This is a genomic window from Schleiferilactobacillus perolens DSM 12744 (assembly GCF_001435585.1).
GTDB classification, from domain to species: domain Bacteria; phylum Bacillota; class Bacilli; order Lactobacillales; family Lactobacillaceae; genus Schleiferilactobacillus; species Schleiferilactobacillus perolens.
Genome location: NZ_AZEC01000008.1, coordinates 44,947 through 64,486 on the forward strand (window position 1 = coordinate 44,947; position 19,540 = coordinate 64,486).

Here is a 19,540-nt window from a genome sequence, read left to right on the forward strand (position 1 = left end):
CTTCGTTTCTCTATTCTTCGTCGCTCTCAACCATCTGCGTCAAAATATCTTTCAGCTGCTGGCGAGCTTCGGCGATGGTGGTGTCTTTCATTTGTGTCGCTGCATTGGATAAATGTCCGCCGCCACCCATCTTCTCCATAATAACCTGTACATTGACTTTACCCAAGGACCGAGCAGAAATCCCAATCTTGCCGTCAATCCGTTTCACGATAACGAAGGAGGCTTCAATCCCCGCTAACGACAGCAGCGTATCCGCCGCCTGCGCCGCCACCACAGGATCATATACCTCGTCTTCCTCACCCGTACATAACGCCATGTTGGGTTCCACCATTTCGATGGTTTCAATCAAGTGGTTCTTCTGGATAAAGTTATTCACGTCTTCTTTAAGCAGCTCCTGTACCTGGGTACTATCCGCCCCGATGGACCGTAAGTAGGACGCCGCATCGAAGGTCCGGGTCCCAGTCCGCAGGGAGAAGGAGTGGGTATCCACTGTAATCCCGGCCAGCATCGCCGTGGCTTCCAGCTTGTTCAAGCCGGGTACTGACTTGGGTTGATACTCAAACATTTCCGTAATCAGTTCACAGGTTGAGGAGGCGTACGGCTCAATATAAACCAACATCGGATTCTCAGGGAATTCTTCGCCCCGCCGGTGATGGTCAATCACGATCAGCCGTTGAGCCAAGCGCTGGCATAACTCTGGAGAAATGGAAATGGACGGCTTGGAATGGTCCACCAAAATCAGCAAGGTGCGATCCGTGACTCGGCTCAGTGCCTCTTGCGGTGTCAGGATATGCTGGGCAATTTCTGGTTGCTCGCTGACCCGGTGCAACAGGCGTTGCACATCGGAATGGACATCGTTAGCATCCACGATCACATCACAGTTTTTACCGTTCATTTCCGCAATCCGGCGAATTCCCAGCGAGGCGCCAATCGCGTCCATATCTGGCCGCGCATGGCCCATGACGAAAATTTGATCCACTTGTTTGAAGATCTCTTGCAACGCCTGAGAAATCATCCGTGCCCGCACTCGGGTCCGCTTCTCCATCGGATTGGTCCGTCCACCAAAGAAGCGAGCCGGTGACTCTGGAGACTTCACGACCACTTGATCACCGCCCCGGCCTAACGCCAAGTCTAAATTAGATTGGGCATCGTTAGCCAACTGGGCTAAATTACTATTCCCATAAGCAAAGCCAATGGACAAGGTCAATGGATAGTTTTGTTTCGATGTATCTTGACGAATGACATCCAGAATCTTGAATTTATCGTGCTCCACCTCTTGCAGATGCTCCATGTAGGACATCACAAAGAAGTGATCATCATCCACTCGTTTGAGGAACATATGGTAATGATTGGCCCAGTCCGTCAGCTTATTCGTCACATAGTTGCTCATATTCGAAATACTTTGGTCATCCATGGATTGGGTGATTTCATCATAGTTATCCAGGAACACTTGCCCAATGGCGATTTGTTGTGCGGCCAGCTGGTCCTCGATCCGGGCATATTTAGTAATGTCCAGTAAGTAAATGACGCCCAGGTCGTCCTGGACGGTCATGTCAAATTGATTATCGCCCCACTTAATTTGATGGGGCGTATCGTCACCACTATATTTTGCAACGAATTGGCCAAGATCCGGCAAGGCATTATCCAAGGTCTTCCCGAGAATATCCTTTTTCCCAATATATTTTTGGAAGAACGGATTCGTCCATTGAATCTCCCGTCGATCGTTGTACAGCAGGATCCCAATGGGCATCTGAATCAAGGCCTCTTGCTGGCCCCGCTTAATGCGGTAGGTCAGGTCAGAGACGTACTTCTGCGTATCCTGAGTAATCACTTCGGCGGCGTAGTAAATGCTGACACACAGCGCCAAAAACAGGATCGTCAATGCCAGCCCGATCCAGACCGAGTTGAAAAAACTCAAGATAATCGTTGCCAGCGCAAGACCTACGATGATCAAGAAAATCGTGATCACGCGGGCATTCCGCATAAAAGCCGGAAGCTTGATGCGTTGGACCATATTCTTCATTATATTTCCCTCTTTTGTATCGTTCGTTCGGCACTTCATAAAAAGTGCGCACGGGTACACGATCACGGAATAGTTAAGAACATTTTAACATAGAAAGCAAACAGAGGGCGGCGCGCCCCGGTCTCTTACCATGAGAAACCTGGTGAACCCGTTTAAAAAACTAGTTTTTCCTGAATGACAGGGCCTGACATTTCTAAACAATACAGAAAAGACCTGATTCTTCGACGAGTCAGGTCTGTATCGATCTTAGTGTCTGCACAGTGCTATTCAAGTTGCGAAGTATTCATTCTTGGCGATCAATTTCCCGCATCATATCTGCCAAATTGACAGACTCTTCATTTTGCCTCTCAAATGCTGCTTGTATTTGACCATTCAACAATAAAGCCATTGTTTCTTGTTGCGCATCATAATCCGCCTTGCTCATTAAAACGGCACTGTCAGATTGATTGCTCCCGACGATAACTACGGGCTGAGAATCTCGATTAACGTTTTTAATGAGTGTGAACAGTTCAGATTGTGCCTCTTTTGGTGTCATTGATTTAACCATCACGATTCCTCCGTAGATTTTTCAACAGCCAAAATCAGGCTTTCACTTATCTCCGACTTTGATTTTCTGCAAAATACAATGCACAGTATCCGCAATTTTCCAACTCGCTGGAATCATCACTTCTCCCGGCCAACCCAGTACATCGTGGGGAATAAACCACTTAGCCAGTGTATCCGGTCCAAACGAACCCGCTTTATCCCTGGTTTGGTGCCGTTGCACCGTTTCTGCCAAGGTCAGATCATAGTAGTAGGCTTGGCTCCGATCAAAATCTTTAGCCAGTCTAGCCAACATGTCGCCATACACCGCTTTGCTTAAAATACCTTCCAGAATCACGATCTGTTCATGCGCCAGGCCAAAACGGGCAATGGTTTCCATTAAGTCAATACTCAGGTTGTCTGGATGATCATGGGCTTGCAGCATGTCCCGCCGGACCACATCTTGATCAATTAACAAGGAACCGGGCAACTGTTGATGGAGCGTCTGCGCCACCGTCGTCTTGCCGGAGCCAGAGTTGCCCCGGATAATAATGAGTTCGCTCATTGATCACCAAAGATTTTCTGTTTGAGTTTCAGTGCCGTTGGCGTCGTGGCCAACCCGCCCTCAGCGGTTTCTTTGAAGGCACTGGGCATTTGCATACCGACCCGGCGCATCGCTTCGATCGTTTCGTCCACTGGAATCACACTCTTGAGTCCGGCCAAAGCCATGTCGGCCGAAATCATCGCCTGGCTGGCCCCCAGCGCATTGCGTTTCACACAGGGCACTTCCACCAGCCCAGCCACGGGATCGCAGATTAACCCCAGCATGTTTTGCAGCGTCATGGCCACGGCGTTGGCTGCTTGGACCACAGTGCCGCCCTTGGCGCAGACCAGCGCAGCAGCAGCCATGGCACTGGCGGAGCCGACCTCTTCCTGACAACCGCCCTCGGCTCCGGCGATACCTGCATTATTGGCAATCACCAGGCCGAATGCCCCGGCTGTGAAGAGAAAATCGATCTGCTGGTCTCGAGTCATGTGCAGCCGATCCCGCACCGCCAGTAAAACCCCAGCCAAGACGCCGGCACTGCCGGCAGTGGGGGTGGCACAGATCAGCCCCATTTTGGCATTGACTTCATTCACTGCAATGGCGTTGCGCACGGCCTCCAGGATCGGGCGACCACTCATGAAGTCCCCCTCTGCCAAATAATGGTCCATCTTCTTGGCTTCCATGCCGGTCAACCCCGTCACCGATTTCACCCCGGCGATGCCCTCTTTGACAGAGCGGGCCATGACATCCAGATTCTTGCCCATTAAATGGCGAATCTGGTCCGCACTCCGCGTCGTATTTTCCACTTCCATATGCACCATCATCGCGGCCACTGACGGATAATCAGCACTCTGTTCGACAAGCTCTTTAATCGTATAAAACATTTTTGGCGGACTCCTTATTCGAAATAGGTGGCATTTATCATGTGCGGCAGCTGCTTCAACTGGTCGAGAATCCCTGGCTGGTAGTCATCGACTTCCAGCACCATGATGGCTTTCTCCCCCTTGGCCGAACGGGTCACAGTCATGGTGCCGATGTTGATGTTGTTTTCAGAAAAAATGTGGGTCACGCGGGCGACCATCCCCGGGACATCCTCATGGATCGTGATGTACGTCGGGGTACCCATACTCAAGGTGATCTTGAAGCCGTTGATTTCCGTGATCTGAATATTGCCGCCGCCAATGGAGACGCCGGTGACTTCCAGTTTGCGGTCGCCTTTCTTCAGCACGATGCGAGCGGTGTTAGGGTGGTCCACCTTGTCGCTCTTCGGGACAAATCCCACCGTGATGCCGCGGTCGTAGGCGATTTTCAAAGAATCCGGCAGGCGCGGATCATCCGGGGCCATACCCAACAATCCACCGATGATCGCCACATCGGTGCCGTGGCCGCGGTATGTTTTAGCAAACGATTCATACAGATAAACGGTGATTTTCTCCGGCGTATCGCCGAAAATATCGTGGACCACTTTCCCGATCCGGGCCGCGCCGGCGGTGTGGGAACTGCTGGGACCGACCATCACGGGGCCGATAATATCAAAGACACTGTGAAACCTGACGTCTGGCATTTTGTTCTCCATTCTTGGGAAAAGATATACGCTGATTTTAGCACCATTACCCGCGCAACTTAAATCTGGCTTAATTGACCCGCAACCTGCTTGTCTTTCGTCGTGGTTGTGATTAAAATGACGCTTGCATTTCAACAAACATAGGGGGCATACACCATGGATTGGGGTCCAATTTCAGAATGGGCGGCGGCAGTCGCTGAATTGCTGGCTGTCAGCGTCGCATTATTTTTGCCTTATTATACAGAACATCGAAAAGAAAAAAGAAAAATCCGCAACCTGCGGGTCGCCATTAACCATCTGAGCCAACAAGCTCTAGCCGGTGAAAAAGACGCCGTCGTGACTTTGGAAATATTTCTCAATGTATCTTTTCTCACCACCTCCAGCACGGAGGCAGAACAGTTAATTGTGGCTGGCCGTTTAATTCTGGATTCGATCAAGGCGTTGCCGGATAAGCATATGGAAAGCTATTCAGCAGCGGTCCAGAAAATCAACAAACTAGTCGCCGCTGTCAACACGCCGAAACACCGTACTTTCACTAAGCGGTAACCGCCGCCCTGTGCAAGCCATAACGAAATCCTCATCGCCGAGCAAACTCAACATTGAATAACCACATTAGCTAAACATTCAACAGTTGAGTGCGCCAGCAAAACTGGTACACTGACATTAACACTGTTAGGAGGCTGAAAAATGGCAGACTACATCAAAGAAATTCGCGCCTTAGTGGGACATAAACCGATTCTTCTTAACGCCGCCGGGGGCGCGGTTTTTAACGATCAAGGGCAAATCCTGATTCAACAACGTACCGATAACCGCACCTGGAGTTTGCCTGGTGGTTTCATGGAATATGGTGAAACTTTCCGAGAAACGGTCGTGCGGGAATATAAGGAAGACAGCGGCCTGGAGGTCAAGATCGACCACCTGATCGGTATTTTCGACCAAGGCTTCACTGTTTACCCGAATGGCGACGAATGCCAGGTCATCTCCGCTCTCTTCGCTGTGACCCCCATCGGCGGCAAACGGATCACCGAGGAACAATTCGAAACTGTGGGGACGGATTACTTCGATGAAGATAATCTCCCACCCCTGCTCAATCAGCAAACCGCTGACATGATCCACGCCGCCTTCGCGGATTGGCGGCAGCATCATGATCAACAAGCGAAAGCCCATGACTAATATGCATCACAAGAAGTTTTTTGACCACGAACCCCTTTTCACCCCGCGAAGTTTCGGTCTTGGCTGGAATATCAACATCCATAATCCGATCGGTCTAGCACTGTCCATCGGTCTGGCCGTCGTCATCATCGGCATGTTGATTTACAGCATCTTAAACAACGGGTTATAGCGGTCCGCATTGCCGCAAACAATAATTAAAAATATTAACGCCGATGTGTCAATACCGAGTTTTTCCCCTCACCCTGCGAATAATATTTTTATTCATTAATATACGAAAATGGCATGCTATGGTGGGTCCAGCAAATATTCCGAGGAGATTACAATGGAAAAACGAACTGGACTTTTGTGCGTCATTATTTTTGTGGTGGTCATGCTTGTTGGTAGCTTTTTGCTGGCTAGCCGCCAGCGTTCGGGAGCGGTGGAAAAGCACATGGATACGCCAACGATTTATACGGCTTTGCCGCGGCAGACAAATCAATACTACCGGCCCTTTACTGCCGCCCTAAAACACTTCAGCACGCAGCTGAACACATCGGCACCGGTAGTGACCATCACCAAACAACATCTGACTCACCCCACCAGCCGCTTCACCTACGACGACATTTGGCTCCGGGACGTGGCGCCGGTGATTACCACCCGCATGGTGAAATTTCGCTACGCCCCCAGCTACTTGGCCAAGGCCGACCGCGACTATCTGGATAGCCGGTTCCGCGTTTGGTTGAAGCAGATGCACTTCACCTACCGCACCAGCGATCTGGTGTTGGACGGCGGGAACTTGGTCTGGAACCAGGATGATACCGTCATTTTGACGACACATGTTTTCAAAGATAATCCCGAGTGGTCCCGGCAAGAGATCATCAGTGAGTTAAAATACCAGTTGAATGTCAGCCACGTGATCATTATTCCCACCGAACCGGGCGATGTGCTCGGCCACGCGGACGGAATGGTCAAATTTATCAACACCCGAACGCTGTACGTCAGTGACTTCTCCGGCGACGACGACTTGGTGCACACCGTTGAACGCCGCGTTAAGGCTGTGCTGCCCGATGCCAAATTTGTCATCCTACCTTCCGCCTACACAGACAAAGATCAATACGATCGTAAAATTGCCTCTGCCAAGGGGCTATACATCAACATGCTGGAAACACCGGACACGATTTACGTACCCCGTTACGACCTGCCGGCGGATCAGCGGGCGCTCAAGATTGTCCGCCAGCATACCACTAAGCGTGTCGTGCCCATTGATGTGGCTAAGATTTCCACCACCGGCGGTTCGATCCATTGCCTGACATGGGATGTGCCGGCGCGATTCATGCCCGGACGCTAGAAAGAGGGAAAAATCATGGAACGACTGCTCTTAATTGACGACAACCCCGATATCGGCGCGATGCTGGATACGGTTCTCGGTGACACGTACGCCATCACCAAAGCCTATTCTGGCACTGAGGGACTGCTCCAAGTCCAGCAGCAAGCCTTTGATTTAATCCTGTTGGACCGGATGCTGCCGGGAAAAAACGGTGAGGAAGTGCTGCACGATCTGCGCCAGACTTTGACGACGCCGATTATTATGCTGACAGCGATAAGCGATAAAGACGATGTCGCCAGATTATTGATGGCAGGCGCAACGGATTACATCACCAAGCCGTTCAATATTAAGGAACTGAAGGCCCGCATTGTGGTCGCTTTGCGGCAAAACACCGCCCCAGCAGCGGAAGCACCGACGGTAGTGTCCTTTGGTCCGTTCACCTTGGCTGAAAAAGATTACACCCTCCACTGTCAGGACAAGTCCGTCGCCCTGAAGAAGAAAGAATTTGATATCCTAAAACTCCTTTTCCAGCACCCTGGCCAAGTCTTCAGTAAAGAGGCCCTGTACACCCAAGTGTGGCACGAACCCTATTACGGAGATGAAAACACCATCAATGTGCATCTCACCAATTTGCGCAAAAAAATACGCCAACTCGACCCCGACCACGAGCACATTGCCACGGTCTGGGGTATTGGCGTGAAGCTGGTGTAGCCATGACGACAATTGGCTGGATTGTCCTCATTGCCATTGCTGGCGCGTGTCTTGCCTATTTAGTGTACATTTTGTTGGCCATTCACGATTTGCAGCGGCGGGTCAAAACTATTGCGGCGAGCCGCACGAACAACGATGTGCGCACCACCAGCCGCAATCCGCTGATTATCAAATTGGCCAACGCCATCAACACGCTGTTGGCCGACCAACGGCAGGAACGGGCCGACAACGCCGCGGTGGCCAAACAAATCGATCAGGCGATCAACAATATTTCCCACGATTTACGGACACCATTGACCGTTGCCAGCGGCTACGTGCAGTACCTCAGTGAAGAACAGCTGCCGCCGGCCAAGGCCCAGCAAGTCCTCACCCAAGCCGAGGAGAACCTGGAAATCGTCAATACCCGCCTGGAATCCTTGCTGGAATACAATCGCATCACAGAACACCGCCTAACCGTCCAAGCCGAAGATTTTGATCTGTCTGCTCTGGTTCAAAACGCACTGCTCGCCCTCTATGATGCCCTCCAAACAGCCGGTTTCACCGTGACGCCGCAGATTGCCAGTAGCGTCCTAGTCCACTTGGATCAAGAAAAGACCCAGCGCATTATTCAAAATCTGCTGGGGAATGCCCTGACCCACGGAATCAAGACCTTGACCGTCTCCTTGGCCCAGCAATCCACAGCCCACACCGTCACACTCACCGTAACTAACGGTATCGCCCATCCCATTAGCCACCTAGAACGCCTAACTGATCGCTTTTACACCGAAGACCTAGCCGGCCAAACGGGCAACTCCGGGTTGGGATTATACATCACGCAGCACTTGGCTGAATTGATGCAGGGAAAGCTGACTTTGACCACCACGGCAACAACCTTCACAGCCACGGTGACATTGCCGCAGCAGGTTGCTTCAACACCCAATCGCTGAACAATACTGATGTTCTGACGCTTTTCTATGCAAATCAACGAAACTATTCAGTGCCGAAATTATCGACTTGTATTTATTTGCTAACTGGTTTACGATGTAAACATAGATTACGTTGTAAACCAAAGAAGGTAATAAAATGGTACTAGCCATCAGCTTAAAAAACGTTCGGAAAAGTTTTAACCACCGGCCCATTCTAAAGGGAATCAATTTGCAAATCCAACAAGGTTCAGTTATTGGATTATTGGGTCCAAATGGGGCCGGCAAATCAACATTGATCAAGATCATGACTGGCCTATTAAAACCGGATTCTGGTGATGTTCAAATATTAGGCCATTCATTGAGTCGGGACAAACGCACTGTACGGAAATATCTCGGTCTGGCACCGCAAGCATTGGCCATCTATCCACAATTGAGTGTCCAGCAAAATTTAAAAAGCTTCGGGGCACTCAATGGCCTATCTGCTCAACAAATTCCTGCGAAATACGCTGAAGTACTGACAACGTTTGGTTTGACCAGCATTCAAGATCGCAAAGCAGGTGATTTGAGCGGTGGTCAAAAACGCCGACTTCATTCCGCCATTGCCCTCATGAATCATGCAAAAATCATATTCTTAGATGAACCCACCGTCGGCGCTGATGTCGATTCTCGCAATCGTATTATTCAAGCAGTCAAAGCACTGGGCGAACAGGGCATCACGATCATTTATACAACTCACTATCTGCAAGAGATGGAAGCTCTTGACGCACAAATTGCATTCTTGAATGATGGGTTGATCCAAACCACTGGAAGTGTCGAAGACATCATCGCACACTATGCCCACCCCTCATTAGAATTGTTTTTCCACGGTAAAGTACCCACTGGTTTAACCGGCTGGCGGAGGGAAAATGACCATTTGACCTCCGCTGATACCACCAAGACGAATAACTACACCGAATTATTGCAAACTGCTTTAAGCAAACCCGAAATCAAAAACTACCAATTAACTGATATCAAAATTACGAAGGCAGATTTAGAATCTGCCTACCATACCCTACTAGGAGGAGAGTCCAGTAATGAAAATCAAACAAATCCTGTCGGTCGTTAAGCTCAATGGCCGCCTGCAATTGGCCGAACCGACAGTTAAAATCATCCTGATGCTCATCCCCTTGATTATGACGCCCTTCATGCTGCCGGCAGCTAAAATTCAATTGGTTGCGCAGGGCTACACACACGCCAATGGGTCAGAGCAAGTTATTCCCGGACTGGCCGTATTATTATCCTTCTTTTCCATCCAGTTGATTATCCAAATGTTCTTTGACGAAACTACCTGGAACACTTGGGATCGGCAACAGGTTTCGGCAACTTCTTTGGGTGAAATCATTACCGGGAAGGTTTTGATTGCCTATTTGATTCAATTCGTACAAATCTCTGTCGTATTACTTCTGAGTGTCTGGCTATTCCATTTTCACCTTAACGGCAGCTGGCCAGCATTTATTGTTGTCATCATGGCCTTTTCTGCGGCATTGACCTTTTTCGGTACATTGCTGGTCAGCTGGACACATTCAGCAAACATCGCCATCTCATTATCCAATCTGCTGGGTATGCTGATGGCAGGACTAGGCGGCAGTCTTTCACCGACGAGTACATTCCCTCATTGGGCGAAAGTCTTAGCAAAGATTGATCCAGCCTACTGGGCGTTATCGGCAATCAAAAAAATAAGTTTGGATCATGCCGGTTTAACTACTATCAACCAAAGTCTGGTCGTGCTCTTGATTATGGCCTGTATCTTTGGTACGTTTTCCCTAATTGGGTTCAATTATCGCCCATTGAAGGAAGGAAATAACTAACATGAAGCCTGCTAAACCCACTCGGGACACCTTGAGCCGTTCCTACATTCTGCAAACTGCACTGGCGTTAATTGATCAAAAAAATCTCCAACAATTCAGTATGCGCAAGCTTGGGCAAGAAATGGGCGTGTCCCCCATGGCGGTTTATCGTTATTTTCCTAATCAAGGTGCCCTTTTCGATGCGTTGGTCGAATTGATCTGGCAAAATGCGTTGACGTTAAAATCCGAATCGACAAACGGCAGTTGGCAGGCCCAAGTCATCCGCTTAATGTCTCAATTACGGCAAACACTATTGGCTCACCCCCATGTCCTGCCTCTGATTTCTACCCATCCTTTGACGACCGAGTCTGAATTCACATTAGCTGAAGAATTTGTCACAAGCTTGCAGTCAGAGGGATTAACAATTCAACCCACAACGGTTTTCTTAATTAATTCCCTAACTGCTTATACGTTAGGCTTTGTCTGGGCCGAAGCGGTCGAGCCAGCGGATGGTGGAAAGACTGACCCGCAACTGTTAGAAAACTTGCAAACTCGTTCCGATGTCCTACATCAATTGATGAAACCAATATTGGACAATCAGTTTACCAGTGATCAACAATTCTTAATGGGGATCAATGCGCTTTTGTCAGGTTGGCAGTAACATCCAGTGTTAGGATATCGATGGGATTCCCAGTGATAGTCAGTCCGTCACTAGGATTCTTTTGTATATTACGACCTAGATTACCGCAACACCACAGTTTCCACTGATCCACTTAATTCTTGATCATGGGTCACAGTGATCACTAATGCTTTTTGCGCCAGCCGTTCTAATAGCGTAATCACGGCCGTACGCAACTCCGGATAAATATTCGCGGTTGGTTCGTCCAGCACATAAACTACCGCATCCGGTTTGCCCACTGCGGCCAACAGCTTCACCAGTTGCGTTTCACCCGTGGAGAGCACATCCATCTTTTGTGCCAATAATGTATGGATATCAAATTGAGGCGAAAAGAAGACTCGGCCAAACTCTTCCCGCTGTTGGAGAGCCTGCAGCTGCGCCATGTTCAGCGTATCTGTTAAATACTCCTGCACAGTAATATGTGGCGCCGGTATACTCTGAAACAGAAAGCCGATTTTCTCCGCCCTAATTTCTGCCATATCCAACGTCTCAATGTCGCGACCATTGATCAGCACCTGTCCGGTTACCGTTGGCTGGTAAATCCCGGTTATCGTCCGCAGCAATGTACTCTTCCCAATTCCGTTGTCTCCGGTAATCACGTACAGCCCCGGGTTCTCAAACGTCAGGGTCAAACTATGGGTATACAGCGGCGCTTTAACTTCTGTATCGGCAGTCAGCGCCATAATATTGAAATCTTTCACTGCCACATGCGCGATAGTCGCGATCCTGGTTGTCCCGATTTGATCCGGTTCCGTATTTAATACTGTCTGCAGTCGGGTCAACGATGCCCGATACGATTGAATACCAATACTGATCGTCAGCAAACTGTCCACAGCTCCCAATAATTGCCCAAAATATTGGAGAATAATAGAAAAGAATCCGACTGTGATATTCCCACTGAGCACCGACAAACCGCCGATGACGAAAAACAAAGTCTGAAACACCAGTTGAATTACAATTTGCGAAGTGGACAGCCAGTACCGGGCCCAGAAGCTTCTCACCGCAATGCCAAACAGCCCGCCCTGCACCCGATTCAGTCGCTGTTCTTCCGCACCATAACTGCCTTTCCCTTTAATCTCCACATATCGGCTGAGAAAATCGTTGCGGGCCGAAAAGTATTGATTCTGATGATTTTTGAAGGCCAAATCAATCCGGTAGATCTTGGTGCGGAAAAGAATGTAGATCACAAAATACAATGGCAAGAAAATTGCCATCATCAGAAAAATTCGCGCATCCGCATGCAGCACATAAATCGCAATGGTAATCACGGATACCCCGATTCCCACCAACTGCACCACAGTCTGGCTAAAGAAAGAAATGACCTCGTTGACGTCATCGTTGATCCGAACACTCAATGTTAGCGCATCCCACGCCATGATGGCCAGTGTTTTCTTGCCGAATAGATACTTTAGAATGGTCTGATTGATCTGAAAAACCACTTTTTGCGACGTCAGGATTTGCATGTGGCTGGTGAAATAAGAAATCCCCAAACGCGTAAAGCCAATTACGACGATTGTCACTAGTAAAATGAGAAAAAAGCCCCGATCACTGCGGTAGACCAGACTGTTCAGTAACAGTCCCTCGAGATAGGTGTTGCCAGTAATCATGATCGTACTCAAAACGGTTAGAATCACCAAGGCGATGAACGGTACCTGTATAGCGGCGTAATGTGGTCTTAATCAGTGGGTGCATGGCATTTCCTCCAACGAAACCTCATCTTTTTTAAATGCTGAGCGGTATTGTAATAGTTGTATTGCCCGTTCTCATTAATGTCAATATAAATTTGAACGTCGCCAGTTTATACCGTAAGATGGGAGAGTCTTGGAGGTGAGTTTGCTTGAAGGTTTATTTGATTCGTCATTCTGAACCCGATTACAGTCAGGTCAGAGCGGCAGGATATGCTGGGTTCGGTGTCGATTTAGCAGGGTTGACTCCCCATGATGTTCAAATTTCCCAAGAATGCGCAAAAAACGCAATCTTTAGAGAAGTCCAAGTTCTTGTCAGTTCTCCTTACACACGTGCATTGCAAACCGCCGCCGAAATTGTTCGGAGAAATAATATTCCCTTACATGTTGAACTCGGTTTGCACGAGTGGCGTCCGGACAAAACTGGTATTTGTCAACATACCCGCGCTGATGCAGATGCCGCATTTAAAGAGTATCACGATCATCACGGTCTGCACGCAAGCGATGATCATTGGGACTATGAAACGTCCACTGAGGTGAAAGATCGCATGTCTGCAGCGTTGGCAAAGTATTCAAGATACGACTGTATTGCTTGTGTGACACACGGAGAAGCGATGCGTCAATTTGGTGACTGGCAACGGATTGATTACTGTGCAATCAAGGAAATCGAGTTCTTCTAAAAATAGGTTCTTATCTTTTTTAGTTGGAGTCTTTACAACTAGACCGAAAAGAAAAACCGGAGCCATCACGGTTCCGGTTTTAATGTGTCTGAAATTCTTATGGAAAAGGATTCCCGTATTTTTGACAATATTGATAGTAACCAATTCGGTACAAATCAACATCTTGGTGCACTTGGTCGTCTGGCTTGAACGCAACCATTTTGAGTACTGCTTCTGTAAAATCTAACGCGGCCGTACCATTGGCTGTCACTAAATTACGATCCTGGACCGCCTGTTGTGCGATAAACCCTGTAGGATTTTGATACTGATTGTCGTCCTGCCAAAGATACTGCGCGTTACCGGTGTGCTGATAGTCATTCAAGAGCCCATTCCTCGCCAAGTAATCCACAGCACCGCATATTGCTGCGACTGGTTGGCCATTATGTAACCGACTGATAATCAGTTGTTTTAACCACTCGTTATCGATGGTCCAAGAATTGCCGCCAATCAACACGAGCAATGCACAATCGCGTGGAATTTGGTTGATCTGATAATCCACCTTGGTTGTTAAACCACCAATCGACTTAATCTCTTTTTGCGTTGAGGCGGTTTTGACCGTCCAATCTGGCGCCGTATTCAACATGCGGGATAAATAGGCGCCTTCCCAGTCAGCGTAATCGTCCATCATGACAAAAATTGCTTGCTTCGTTATCGGGACCTTCTTTCACGATGATATCGTCTGGTCAGATATAGACCGTACGTTCCCAATATAGCACGATGATCCACCATTGGAAGCAACAACTGACTAATTCATCACCAATGTGGCGCCGCCAAAAATGACTAAAAACGCCGTAATCGCCAGCGCAATTTTAAAAACATCACTTGTGTGTGGTTTATTCTTCCGACGCATCAGAAAATAATCGCCCCAAAAGAAAATCGTCAGCACAATAATGAGAAAAAGATTAGTATCCATTTTGTGGCCTCCCTATTGTTAACTGGTTTCTACAAATTATATCCCTTTTTTAATCATTGTGCATACATTTTTCAACGCGCCAATTGACTGGTAAAATCCATATGAAAGTCACGAGCGCAAGTACTTAACCAGTGCCAAAGCAATCAGAATCAGAAAACAGACACCCACTGCCAGGGCAATCAAAAGCATCGTATCACCGACCCACATCTTTCTCCCTCCAATCTTTCACTCATGCTAAAGCGCTTAATATAATAATTAGATGATACCATATGTCTTTCTCTTTTTGAGCAAACAAAAACACCTTCGCATTTTTTCCGAAGGTGCCTACAGATCAATTAAAGTTGTTTCGCTGCGATTTTCTTACCAAATTCAGTCTCGTCGAAATGATCGATGATATGGGCCAATTCGTCGCGCTTCAAGCTGGCACCAAATAACGGACTGCCTGGTTCGGTCATAATGCCATCTGCGATGCTGTAATGCACTACGGTATCAAAACCCATACTATCCACAAACGCCGCCACGGTATCGACAGCTTGGTGGTCATCACCGGTCACAAACAGGGCCTTGCGTTTCGGATCACCTTTAGGTCGGGCCTCTTCCTGTAAGTTATGGTAACCCATGTGATTGAAGGTTTTGACAATCGTGGCTCCTTGGAAGTAATCCTGCACTTGTTCGCTGGAAGTGGTGGATGGATCCAATACTTCTTCCCGAATACCGTCTGTTTCCCACCAATAGTTCATGGCATCAATGACCAGTTTCCCCTTGAGCATGGCCGGATCAATGTTCTTATACCGGCTTAACGGGATGGCCAAGATGACGATATCACTGTTGGCCACGACATCTGCGTTCTCCGAAGCCACGGCCCCGGGGACCATGGTTTTAATAGTCAGTGCGATCTTTTCAACCGCACCAGAACCAGAAATACGAACCGTGTAGCCGGCCTTCAAAGCCAGTCCAGCGAGGACGATGCCCACTTTGCCGGCGCCTAAAATACCCACGCGTTTGATGGTCATTATTTCACCGCCGCCGTTTCTGCTAAGATTTCTTTCACCCGCGGTACGACTTTACCGCCATAAAGTTCAATCATGTGTTCCCGCTGAGCGGCGGTCTGGTTCCCGGCACCGTAAACGAGATCGAAGCGGCCCAGGCCCAGTTCATCAATCGTCCGGGCGATGCGTTGCGCCACTCTTTCAGGGGTACCAACATAGAAAGAGCCAACCTTGGTTTCCCCATCGAATTGTTCCCGGCTCATTGGTGCCCAGCCGCGGGTCAAACCGATCCGATCGAAGTTGGCCTTGATATTCTTGAAGGCGACTTCGAGGGCTTCATCCTCATCATCCGCAATAAACCCGTGGGAGTGAACGGCGATCGGGAATTCGGGTCGGTCGAGTTGCTGAGCAGCGGCATGATACAGGTCGATATACGGCTTGAAGCGGCTCGCCTGGCCACCGATAATCGCAATGATCACCTTGTAGCCGACCTTGACGGCGCGAATCACGGACTCTGGTGAACCACCGATACCGATGTAAGTTTCTAGCTCACCGTGCTCTGTCTTAGGGTAAACCTCCTGATCCTTCAAAGATGCGCGGAATTTACCAGACCACGTCACCGGCTTTTCTGTGCGGAGTAAATCATAAAGACCCAGTTTTTCATTAAACAAATCATCGTAGTCTGTTAAATCGTAACCGAATAACGGGAAGGATTCAGTAAAGGAACCCCGGCCCAGCATGACCTGCGCGCGGCCGTTTGACAGGGCGTCCAGTGTGGCGAAGCGTTCATACACCCGGACCGGATCGTCTGAACTGAGCACTGTCACTGCGGTGGCGAGCTTGACGTTTTTGGTGACCGCCGCGATCGAAGCCAGCACGGTTTCTGGACTGGATACACTGTAATCGGGGCGATGATGTTCACCCACCCCAAACACAGTCACGCCCAACTCATCAGCGAGTTGTCCTTCTTTAACAATTTGCCGAATCGACTGTGCGGCCGTCTGTAAACTGCCATCCTCATTGGCGACAATGTCCCCAAATGTTTCAAGTCCGAATTCTAAGTGATCGATATCTACCATTGCGAAAACCCCCTATAACTTGGTTACTTACTTTTTGTAAGTAAATGACGTTGATACTATGGTATTGCATTTTGCGGCAGATAGCAACTAAATGTTTTCAGATGCCTTTCTGTGGTGGCTAAGGGGGGGTGCCGGCCGCCTTTTGAACGATTATCTCAACGCACTCTTCTCCGCAAACCAATTGCGCACTTGGGTCAACACAGTCTCGTCAATCGGCCACTGTTTTTGCGGATTGTCTGTATGCACTACTGGTGCCCGTGCTGTCCAAACATCTGGCACGATGGGCGTATTACTAAAAACGTGGGTACCCATCGCATTGGCCACTTGATCACACTTGACCGTACCCACTGTACACACAGCGACCCACGTATCAATCGCCCAGGAGTTTTCGGATAGTGGTGAATAGAACATCTTACTGGTGTTGGCTGAGGTAAACCCAGCAGAGGGAACGCCGAAAAGTTTGACATGCGGATTCTTTTTTAGCGCCATGATTGTGAATTCAGCTGCACTGGCGGACCAATTATCCATGATGACGGCCACCTTGGTGGTCAATTTCTTTTTCTCAGTCTGCCCCATTTTGAATGTATTTTTAACTGATCCACCCATTAATCTGCCTAATCCGTCCTTCGTTAAGGATACCCGGTACTGTTTGCCCTTCTTAGCAACCTCCGTCCACAACAGCCCATTAGGAATCAGTGCGGCTAAGCCATCGATCATGCTTTCAGTATCACCACCTGTGTTACCAGCCAAATTGAGTACGATTGGTCCCCGCGTATTTTCCACGTCACTGGCGAGCGTCGAAATATACTTTCTTTTTTGCGGTTTATCCAAGCCATGAAAGCTGGGAATGTTAATAATCGTTAACCCATCAACCGATCGTTTGGTGGGCATCTTTTCGACAGCGTACTGTTGGTTAACGGAAGGAATGGCCGAAGAGTGTTTATTCGCAATTTTTAGCAAACTGTTCAATTGCGGTATCGATTTGATACTGCGCCCTTGATTGACTGCATCCACGGCTTTGCGCCATTCTGCGGGATGGTTGATAATACCATTCATATTCATATACGCAACGACTTCAACGGCGCTTTCTTGAATCGTTGTGATATTACCATTCTGCACCGATACATAGCTAAACAGCAGGAACACAAAGCACGCGCTAATCGCAACCTTGGCGTATTGAACTAACCGTTTCATTTGGCGGCCTCCTCAATCGAAACAATCCACCGGAGCAACATAAAACCGATTTCCAGAAAAATATTGACAGAGTGCGTTTTTTGGTAAGCGCTTTATTTAGGCCTTTAGTATATCATCTCAATTATCCGAAGGCGCAGGGCAGTGACTGCAATCGCTGTCATTTTCGGATATACTTATCTTTTGGAGGCACTGAAATGACAGACACCTGCAAACCGATCAATGTACAATTCCCATTACGGGGCGAATGGCTGGCGCCAACCACCCCCGGCACCAAAATTCCCAGTCACGGGTCAAACAAGTTTGGCACCCGTTACGCCTACGACTTTGTGCAAGTCGCCTGGCACAAAACAGGCCGCCCGGCGTATCGGGGCGGCCTGTTGAAATATCTGACATTGGGAATTCCCATCTGTGACTATTACTGCTGGGGCCAGCCGATCTATGCGCCTGGGGCCGGTGTTGTCGTGGAAGCCGCAGACGGCTATCCTGAACGCGAACAAACGAATCTCTTTGGTGATCTGCGCCGCGCACACTGGGCGGCTAAACAGTTTGATCCGCGCACAGACGATGTACGGTCCGTGGCTGGTAATTTTGTGGTGCTTAAGTTGGCGGAGGACATTTATGCAGCGTTGTGCCACCTGCAAATCGGCTCTATTCAAGTGACAGTGGGACAAACTGTCAAAGTAGGCGAAGTGCTGGGCCGCGTCGGTCATTCTGGCAATTCCTTTGCACCGCATCTGCATTTTCAACTGATGGATAGTTCTGACATCGCTGTGGCCCAAGGGTTGCCCTGTGCCTTTTCACATTATGAGGTATACCGCGAAGGTGTTTGGCTGGGAGAAACGGCTGGCGTCCCTACCCGCGATGATAGATTACGATCGACTCCAAAATAAAAGGGCGTCCACCAACTATCATGCCGGTGGATGCCTTTTCTGTGGCTACTCAAACCAATTAATCAGCCGCGTTCTTTTGTCTGTCAAAATCATCCTACAAACTCATTCTTTCAAACCGCCAATCATTGATAATCCCACCGCCAATAATCAGCACAGCCGCACCAATGACTGGCTTTGCGATAGTCCCCAAGCTATTGAGGTGCACCGTCTTTAACTGACTGATAGAAATTATCCAATCCGTGTAGTTCAAAATTTCGAGATTGGCAAATTGGAAATGAAGAATGGCCACAGCGAGGATAGCCAAGAAGCCGACTGAGATGGCGGCGGTCGTACTGTTGCTCCAGTATAAGACCATCGTAATCAGGGTCACTTCCGTCGTGGTCAGGAAAACATAGACCAGTAACTGGGCCAACCAGTCGCCCCATTGGACGGGACCTAAACCGCCGTACATGATGCCCCCCAAGAAAGCGATAAGTTGCAAGGCGAATAATTGCAAAATCAGCACGATCACTGTAGTCGCCATTTTACTCAGGAAATAACGGCGACGGGAAATACCCATGGTCAGGGTATCTTTCAGCAATTTCTGAGAAAAATCATGGCCGACAGTCATCATGATCAGCGGCAACAGCCAGAGAAACAGGCCGCCGCTATTGTTAACCAGCTGTACCGCCAGCCAACCGGTGAGGTGTTTTTCCCGGCCCCAATTAACGGTGGTAAAAATTGTGAATCCTAAGATGAGCGCTTCCCAAATCAGCAAACTCCGAGAATGGCGCAAACGGTAAAAATCAGCCCGCATTAAATTTAGCATTTCATTC

23 protein-coding genes are annotated in these 19,540 nt (G+C 48.8%); 11 read left to right on the plus strand and 12 right to left on the minus strand.

The window, feature by feature from the left end:
• Window positions 1–10: 10 nt before the first annotated feature.
• From FD09_RS09610 to sdaAB, 5 genes are all read right to left on the minus strand, one after another.
• Window positions 11–2,023, minus strand: a complete 2,013-nt coding sequence (locus tag FD09_RS09610) for a DHH family phosphoesterase (protein WP_057820796.1) — start codon at window positions 2,021–2,023, stop codon at window positions 11–13.
• Between the two features lie 283 nt (window positions 2,024–2,306).
• Window positions 2,307–2,570 carry a type II toxin-antitoxin system Phd/YefM family antitoxin gene (locus FD09_RS09615; protein WP_057820798.1) on the minus strand — a complete coding sequence of 88 codons (264 nt, stop codon included), beginning with the start codon at window positions 2,568–2,570 and terminating at the stop codon, window positions 2,307–2,309.
• Window positions 2,571–2,612: 42 nt separating this feature from the next.
• Window positions 2,613–3,110: a kinase gene (locus tag FD09_RS09620; RefSeq protein ID WP_057820800.1), complete on the minus strand. Its 498-nt coding sequence runs from the start codon at window positions 3,108–3,110 to the stop codon at window positions 2,613–2,615.
• The gene (gene sdaAA, locus FD09_RS09625; RefSeq protein WP_057820802.1) at window positions 3,107–3,976 is read right to left on the minus strand and encodes an L-serine ammonia-lyase, iron-sulfur-dependent, subunit alpha; all 870 of its coding nucleotides are present in this window, start codon (window positions 3,974–3,976) and stop codon (window positions 3,107–3,109) included. Before sdaAA ends, FD09_RS09620 begins: the two co-directional genes overlap by 4 nt.
• 14 nt (window positions 3,977–3,990) lie before the next feature.
• Window positions 3,991–4,656, minus strand: a complete 666-nt coding sequence (gene sdaAB, locus FD09_RS09630; protein ID WP_057820805.1) for an L-serine ammonia-lyase, iron-sulfur-dependent subunit beta — start codon at window positions 4,654–4,656, stop codon at window positions 3,991–3,993.
• A 156-nt stretch (window positions 4,657–4,812) separates the two neighbouring features.
• On the opposite strand from sdaAB, the gene FD09_RS09635 reads away from it, so the two are divergent.
• The 9 genes from FD09_RS09635 to FD09_RS09670 all read left to right on the plus strand — a co-directional run bounded on the left by FD09_RS09635 (window position 4,813) and on the right by FD09_RS09670 (window position 11,238).
• A complete protein-coding gene (locus FD09_RS09635) occupies window positions 4,813–5,202 on the plus strand; it encodes a hypothetical protein (RefSeq protein ID WP_057820807.1) in 390 nt (129 codons plus the stop codon).
• A 141-nt stretch (window positions 5,203–5,343) separates the two neighbouring features.
• Window positions 5,344–5,829, plus strand: a complete 486-nt coding sequence (locus FD09_RS09640) for an NUDIX hydrolase (RefSeq protein WP_057820808.1) — start codon at window positions 5,344–5,346, stop codon at window positions 5,827–5,829.
• The gene (locus FD09_RS16300) at window positions 5,801–5,998 is read left to right on the plus strand and encodes a hypothetical protein (protein WP_157053754.1); all 198 of its coding nucleotides are present in this window, start codon (window positions 5,801–5,803) and stop codon (window positions 5,996–5,998) included. Before FD09_RS09640 ends, FD09_RS16300 begins: the two co-directional genes overlap by 29 nt.
• Window positions 5,999–6,151: 153 nt before the next feature.
• Entirely contained in the window at window positions 6,152–7,156 is a 1,005-nt protein-coding gene (locus FD09_RS09645) for an agmatine deiminase family protein (RefSeq protein WP_235812259.1), read from the plus strand.
• A 15-nt stretch (window positions 7,157–7,171) separates the two neighbouring features.
• Window positions 7,172–7,846: a response regulator transcription factor gene (locus FD09_RS09650; protein WP_057820811.1), complete on the plus strand. Its 675-nt coding sequence runs from the start codon at window positions 7,172–7,174 to the stop codon at window positions 7,844–7,846.
• A gap of 2 nt (window positions 7,847–7,848) precedes the next feature.
• Complete coding sequence (locus tag FD09_RS09655) at window positions 7,849–8,772, plus strand: sensor histidine kinase (protein WP_057820812.1); 924 nt, start codon at window positions 7,849–7,851, stop codon at window positions 8,770–8,772.
• A gap of 136 nt (window positions 8,773–8,908) precedes the next feature.
• Window positions 8,909–9,856 carry an ABC transporter ATP-binding protein gene (locus tag FD09_RS09660; protein ID WP_057820814.1) on the plus strand — a complete coding sequence of 316 codons (948 nt, stop codon included), beginning with the start codon at window positions 8,909–8,911 and terminating at the stop codon, window positions 9,854–9,856.
• Window positions 9,825–10,598: an ABC transporter permease gene (locus FD09_RS09665; RefSeq protein WP_057820816.1), complete on the plus strand. Its 774-nt coding sequence runs from the start codon at window positions 9,825–9,827 to the stop codon at window positions 10,596–10,598. The genes FD09_RS09660 and FD09_RS09665 overlap by 32 nt, the downstream gene beginning before the upstream one ends.
• Window position 10,599: 1 nt before the next feature.
• Window positions 10,600–11,238 (plus strand): TetR/AcrR family transcriptional regulator, encoded by a 639-nt coding sequence (locus FD09_RS09670; RefSeq protein WP_057820818.1) that lies wholly within the window; start codon window positions 10,600–10,602, stop codon window positions 11,236–11,238.
• 80 nt (window positions 11,239–11,318) lie between these two features.
• Here the strand turns inward: FD09_RS09670 and FD09_RS09675 are convergent, their stop codons facing one another.
• Window positions 11,319–12,914, minus strand: coding sequence for an ATP-binding cassette domain-containing protein (locus tag FD09_RS09675; protein WP_420806853.1), 1,596 nt, complete (start codon window positions 12,912–12,914; stop codon window positions 11,319–11,321).
• A gap of 179 nt (window positions 12,915–13,093) precedes the next feature.
• Between FD09_RS09675 and FD09_RS09680 the strand changes: the two genes are divergently transcribed.
• Window positions 13,094–13,621, plus strand: coding sequence for a histidine phosphatase family protein (locus tag FD09_RS09680; RefSeq protein WP_057820820.1), 528 nt, complete (start codon window positions 13,094–13,096; stop codon window positions 13,619–13,621).
• Between the two features lie 97 nt (window positions 13,622–13,718).
• On the opposite strand, the gene FD09_RS09685 is transcribed toward FD09_RS09680, so the two are convergent.
• The 5 genes from FD09_RS09685 to FD09_RS09700 form a co-directional block, all read right to left on the minus strand.
• Window positions 13,719–14,312: a DJ-1/PfpI family protein gene (locus FD09_RS09685; RefSeq protein WP_268873288.1), complete on the minus strand. Its 594-nt coding sequence runs from the start codon at window positions 14,310–14,312 to the stop codon at window positions 13,719–13,721.
• A gap of 93 nt (window positions 14,313–14,405) precedes the next feature.
• Window positions 14,406–14,573 (minus strand): hypothetical protein, encoded by a 168-nt coding sequence (locus FD09_RS16305; RefSeq protein WP_157053755.1) that lies wholly within the window; start codon window positions 14,571–14,573, stop codon window positions 14,406–14,408.
• Window positions 14,574–14,908: 335 nt separating this feature from the next.
• On the minus strand, window positions 14,909–15,589 hold the full coding sequence (locus FD09_RS09690) for an NADPH-dependent F420 reductase (protein WP_157053756.1): 681 nt from the start codon (window positions 15,587–15,589) through the stop codon (window positions 14,909–14,911).
• Complete coding sequence (locus FD09_RS09695) at window positions 15,586–16,641, minus strand: LLM class flavin-dependent oxidoreductase (protein WP_057820824.1); 1,056 nt, start codon at window positions 16,639–16,641, stop codon at window positions 15,586–15,588. The genes FD09_RS09690 and FD09_RS09695 overlap by 4 nt, the downstream gene beginning before the upstream one ends.
• Before the next feature lie 150 nt (window positions 16,642–16,791).
• Window positions 16,792–17,835, minus strand: a complete 1,044-nt coding sequence (locus tag FD09_RS09700; protein WP_057820827.1) for a S41 family peptidase — start codon at window positions 17,833–17,835, stop codon at window positions 16,792–16,794.
• A 194-nt stretch (window positions 17,836–18,029) separates the two neighbouring features.
• Between FD09_RS09700 and FD09_RS09705 the strand changes: the two genes are divergently transcribed.
• Window positions 18,030–18,725 carry a M23 family metallopeptidase gene (locus FD09_RS09705; protein WP_057820829.1) on the plus strand — a complete coding sequence of 232 codons (696 nt, stop codon included), beginning with the start codon at window positions 18,030–18,032 and terminating at the stop codon, window positions 18,723–18,725.
• A 94-nt stretch (window positions 18,726–18,819) separates the two neighbouring features.
• Here the strand turns inward: FD09_RS09705 and FD09_RS09710 are convergent, their stop codons facing one another.
• Complete coding sequence (locus tag FD09_RS09710) at window positions 18,820–19,533, minus strand: ABC transporter permease (RefSeq protein WP_057820831.1); 714 nt, start codon at window positions 19,531–19,533, stop codon at window positions 18,820–18,822.
• Window positions 19,534–19,540 lie beyond the last annotated feature (7 nt).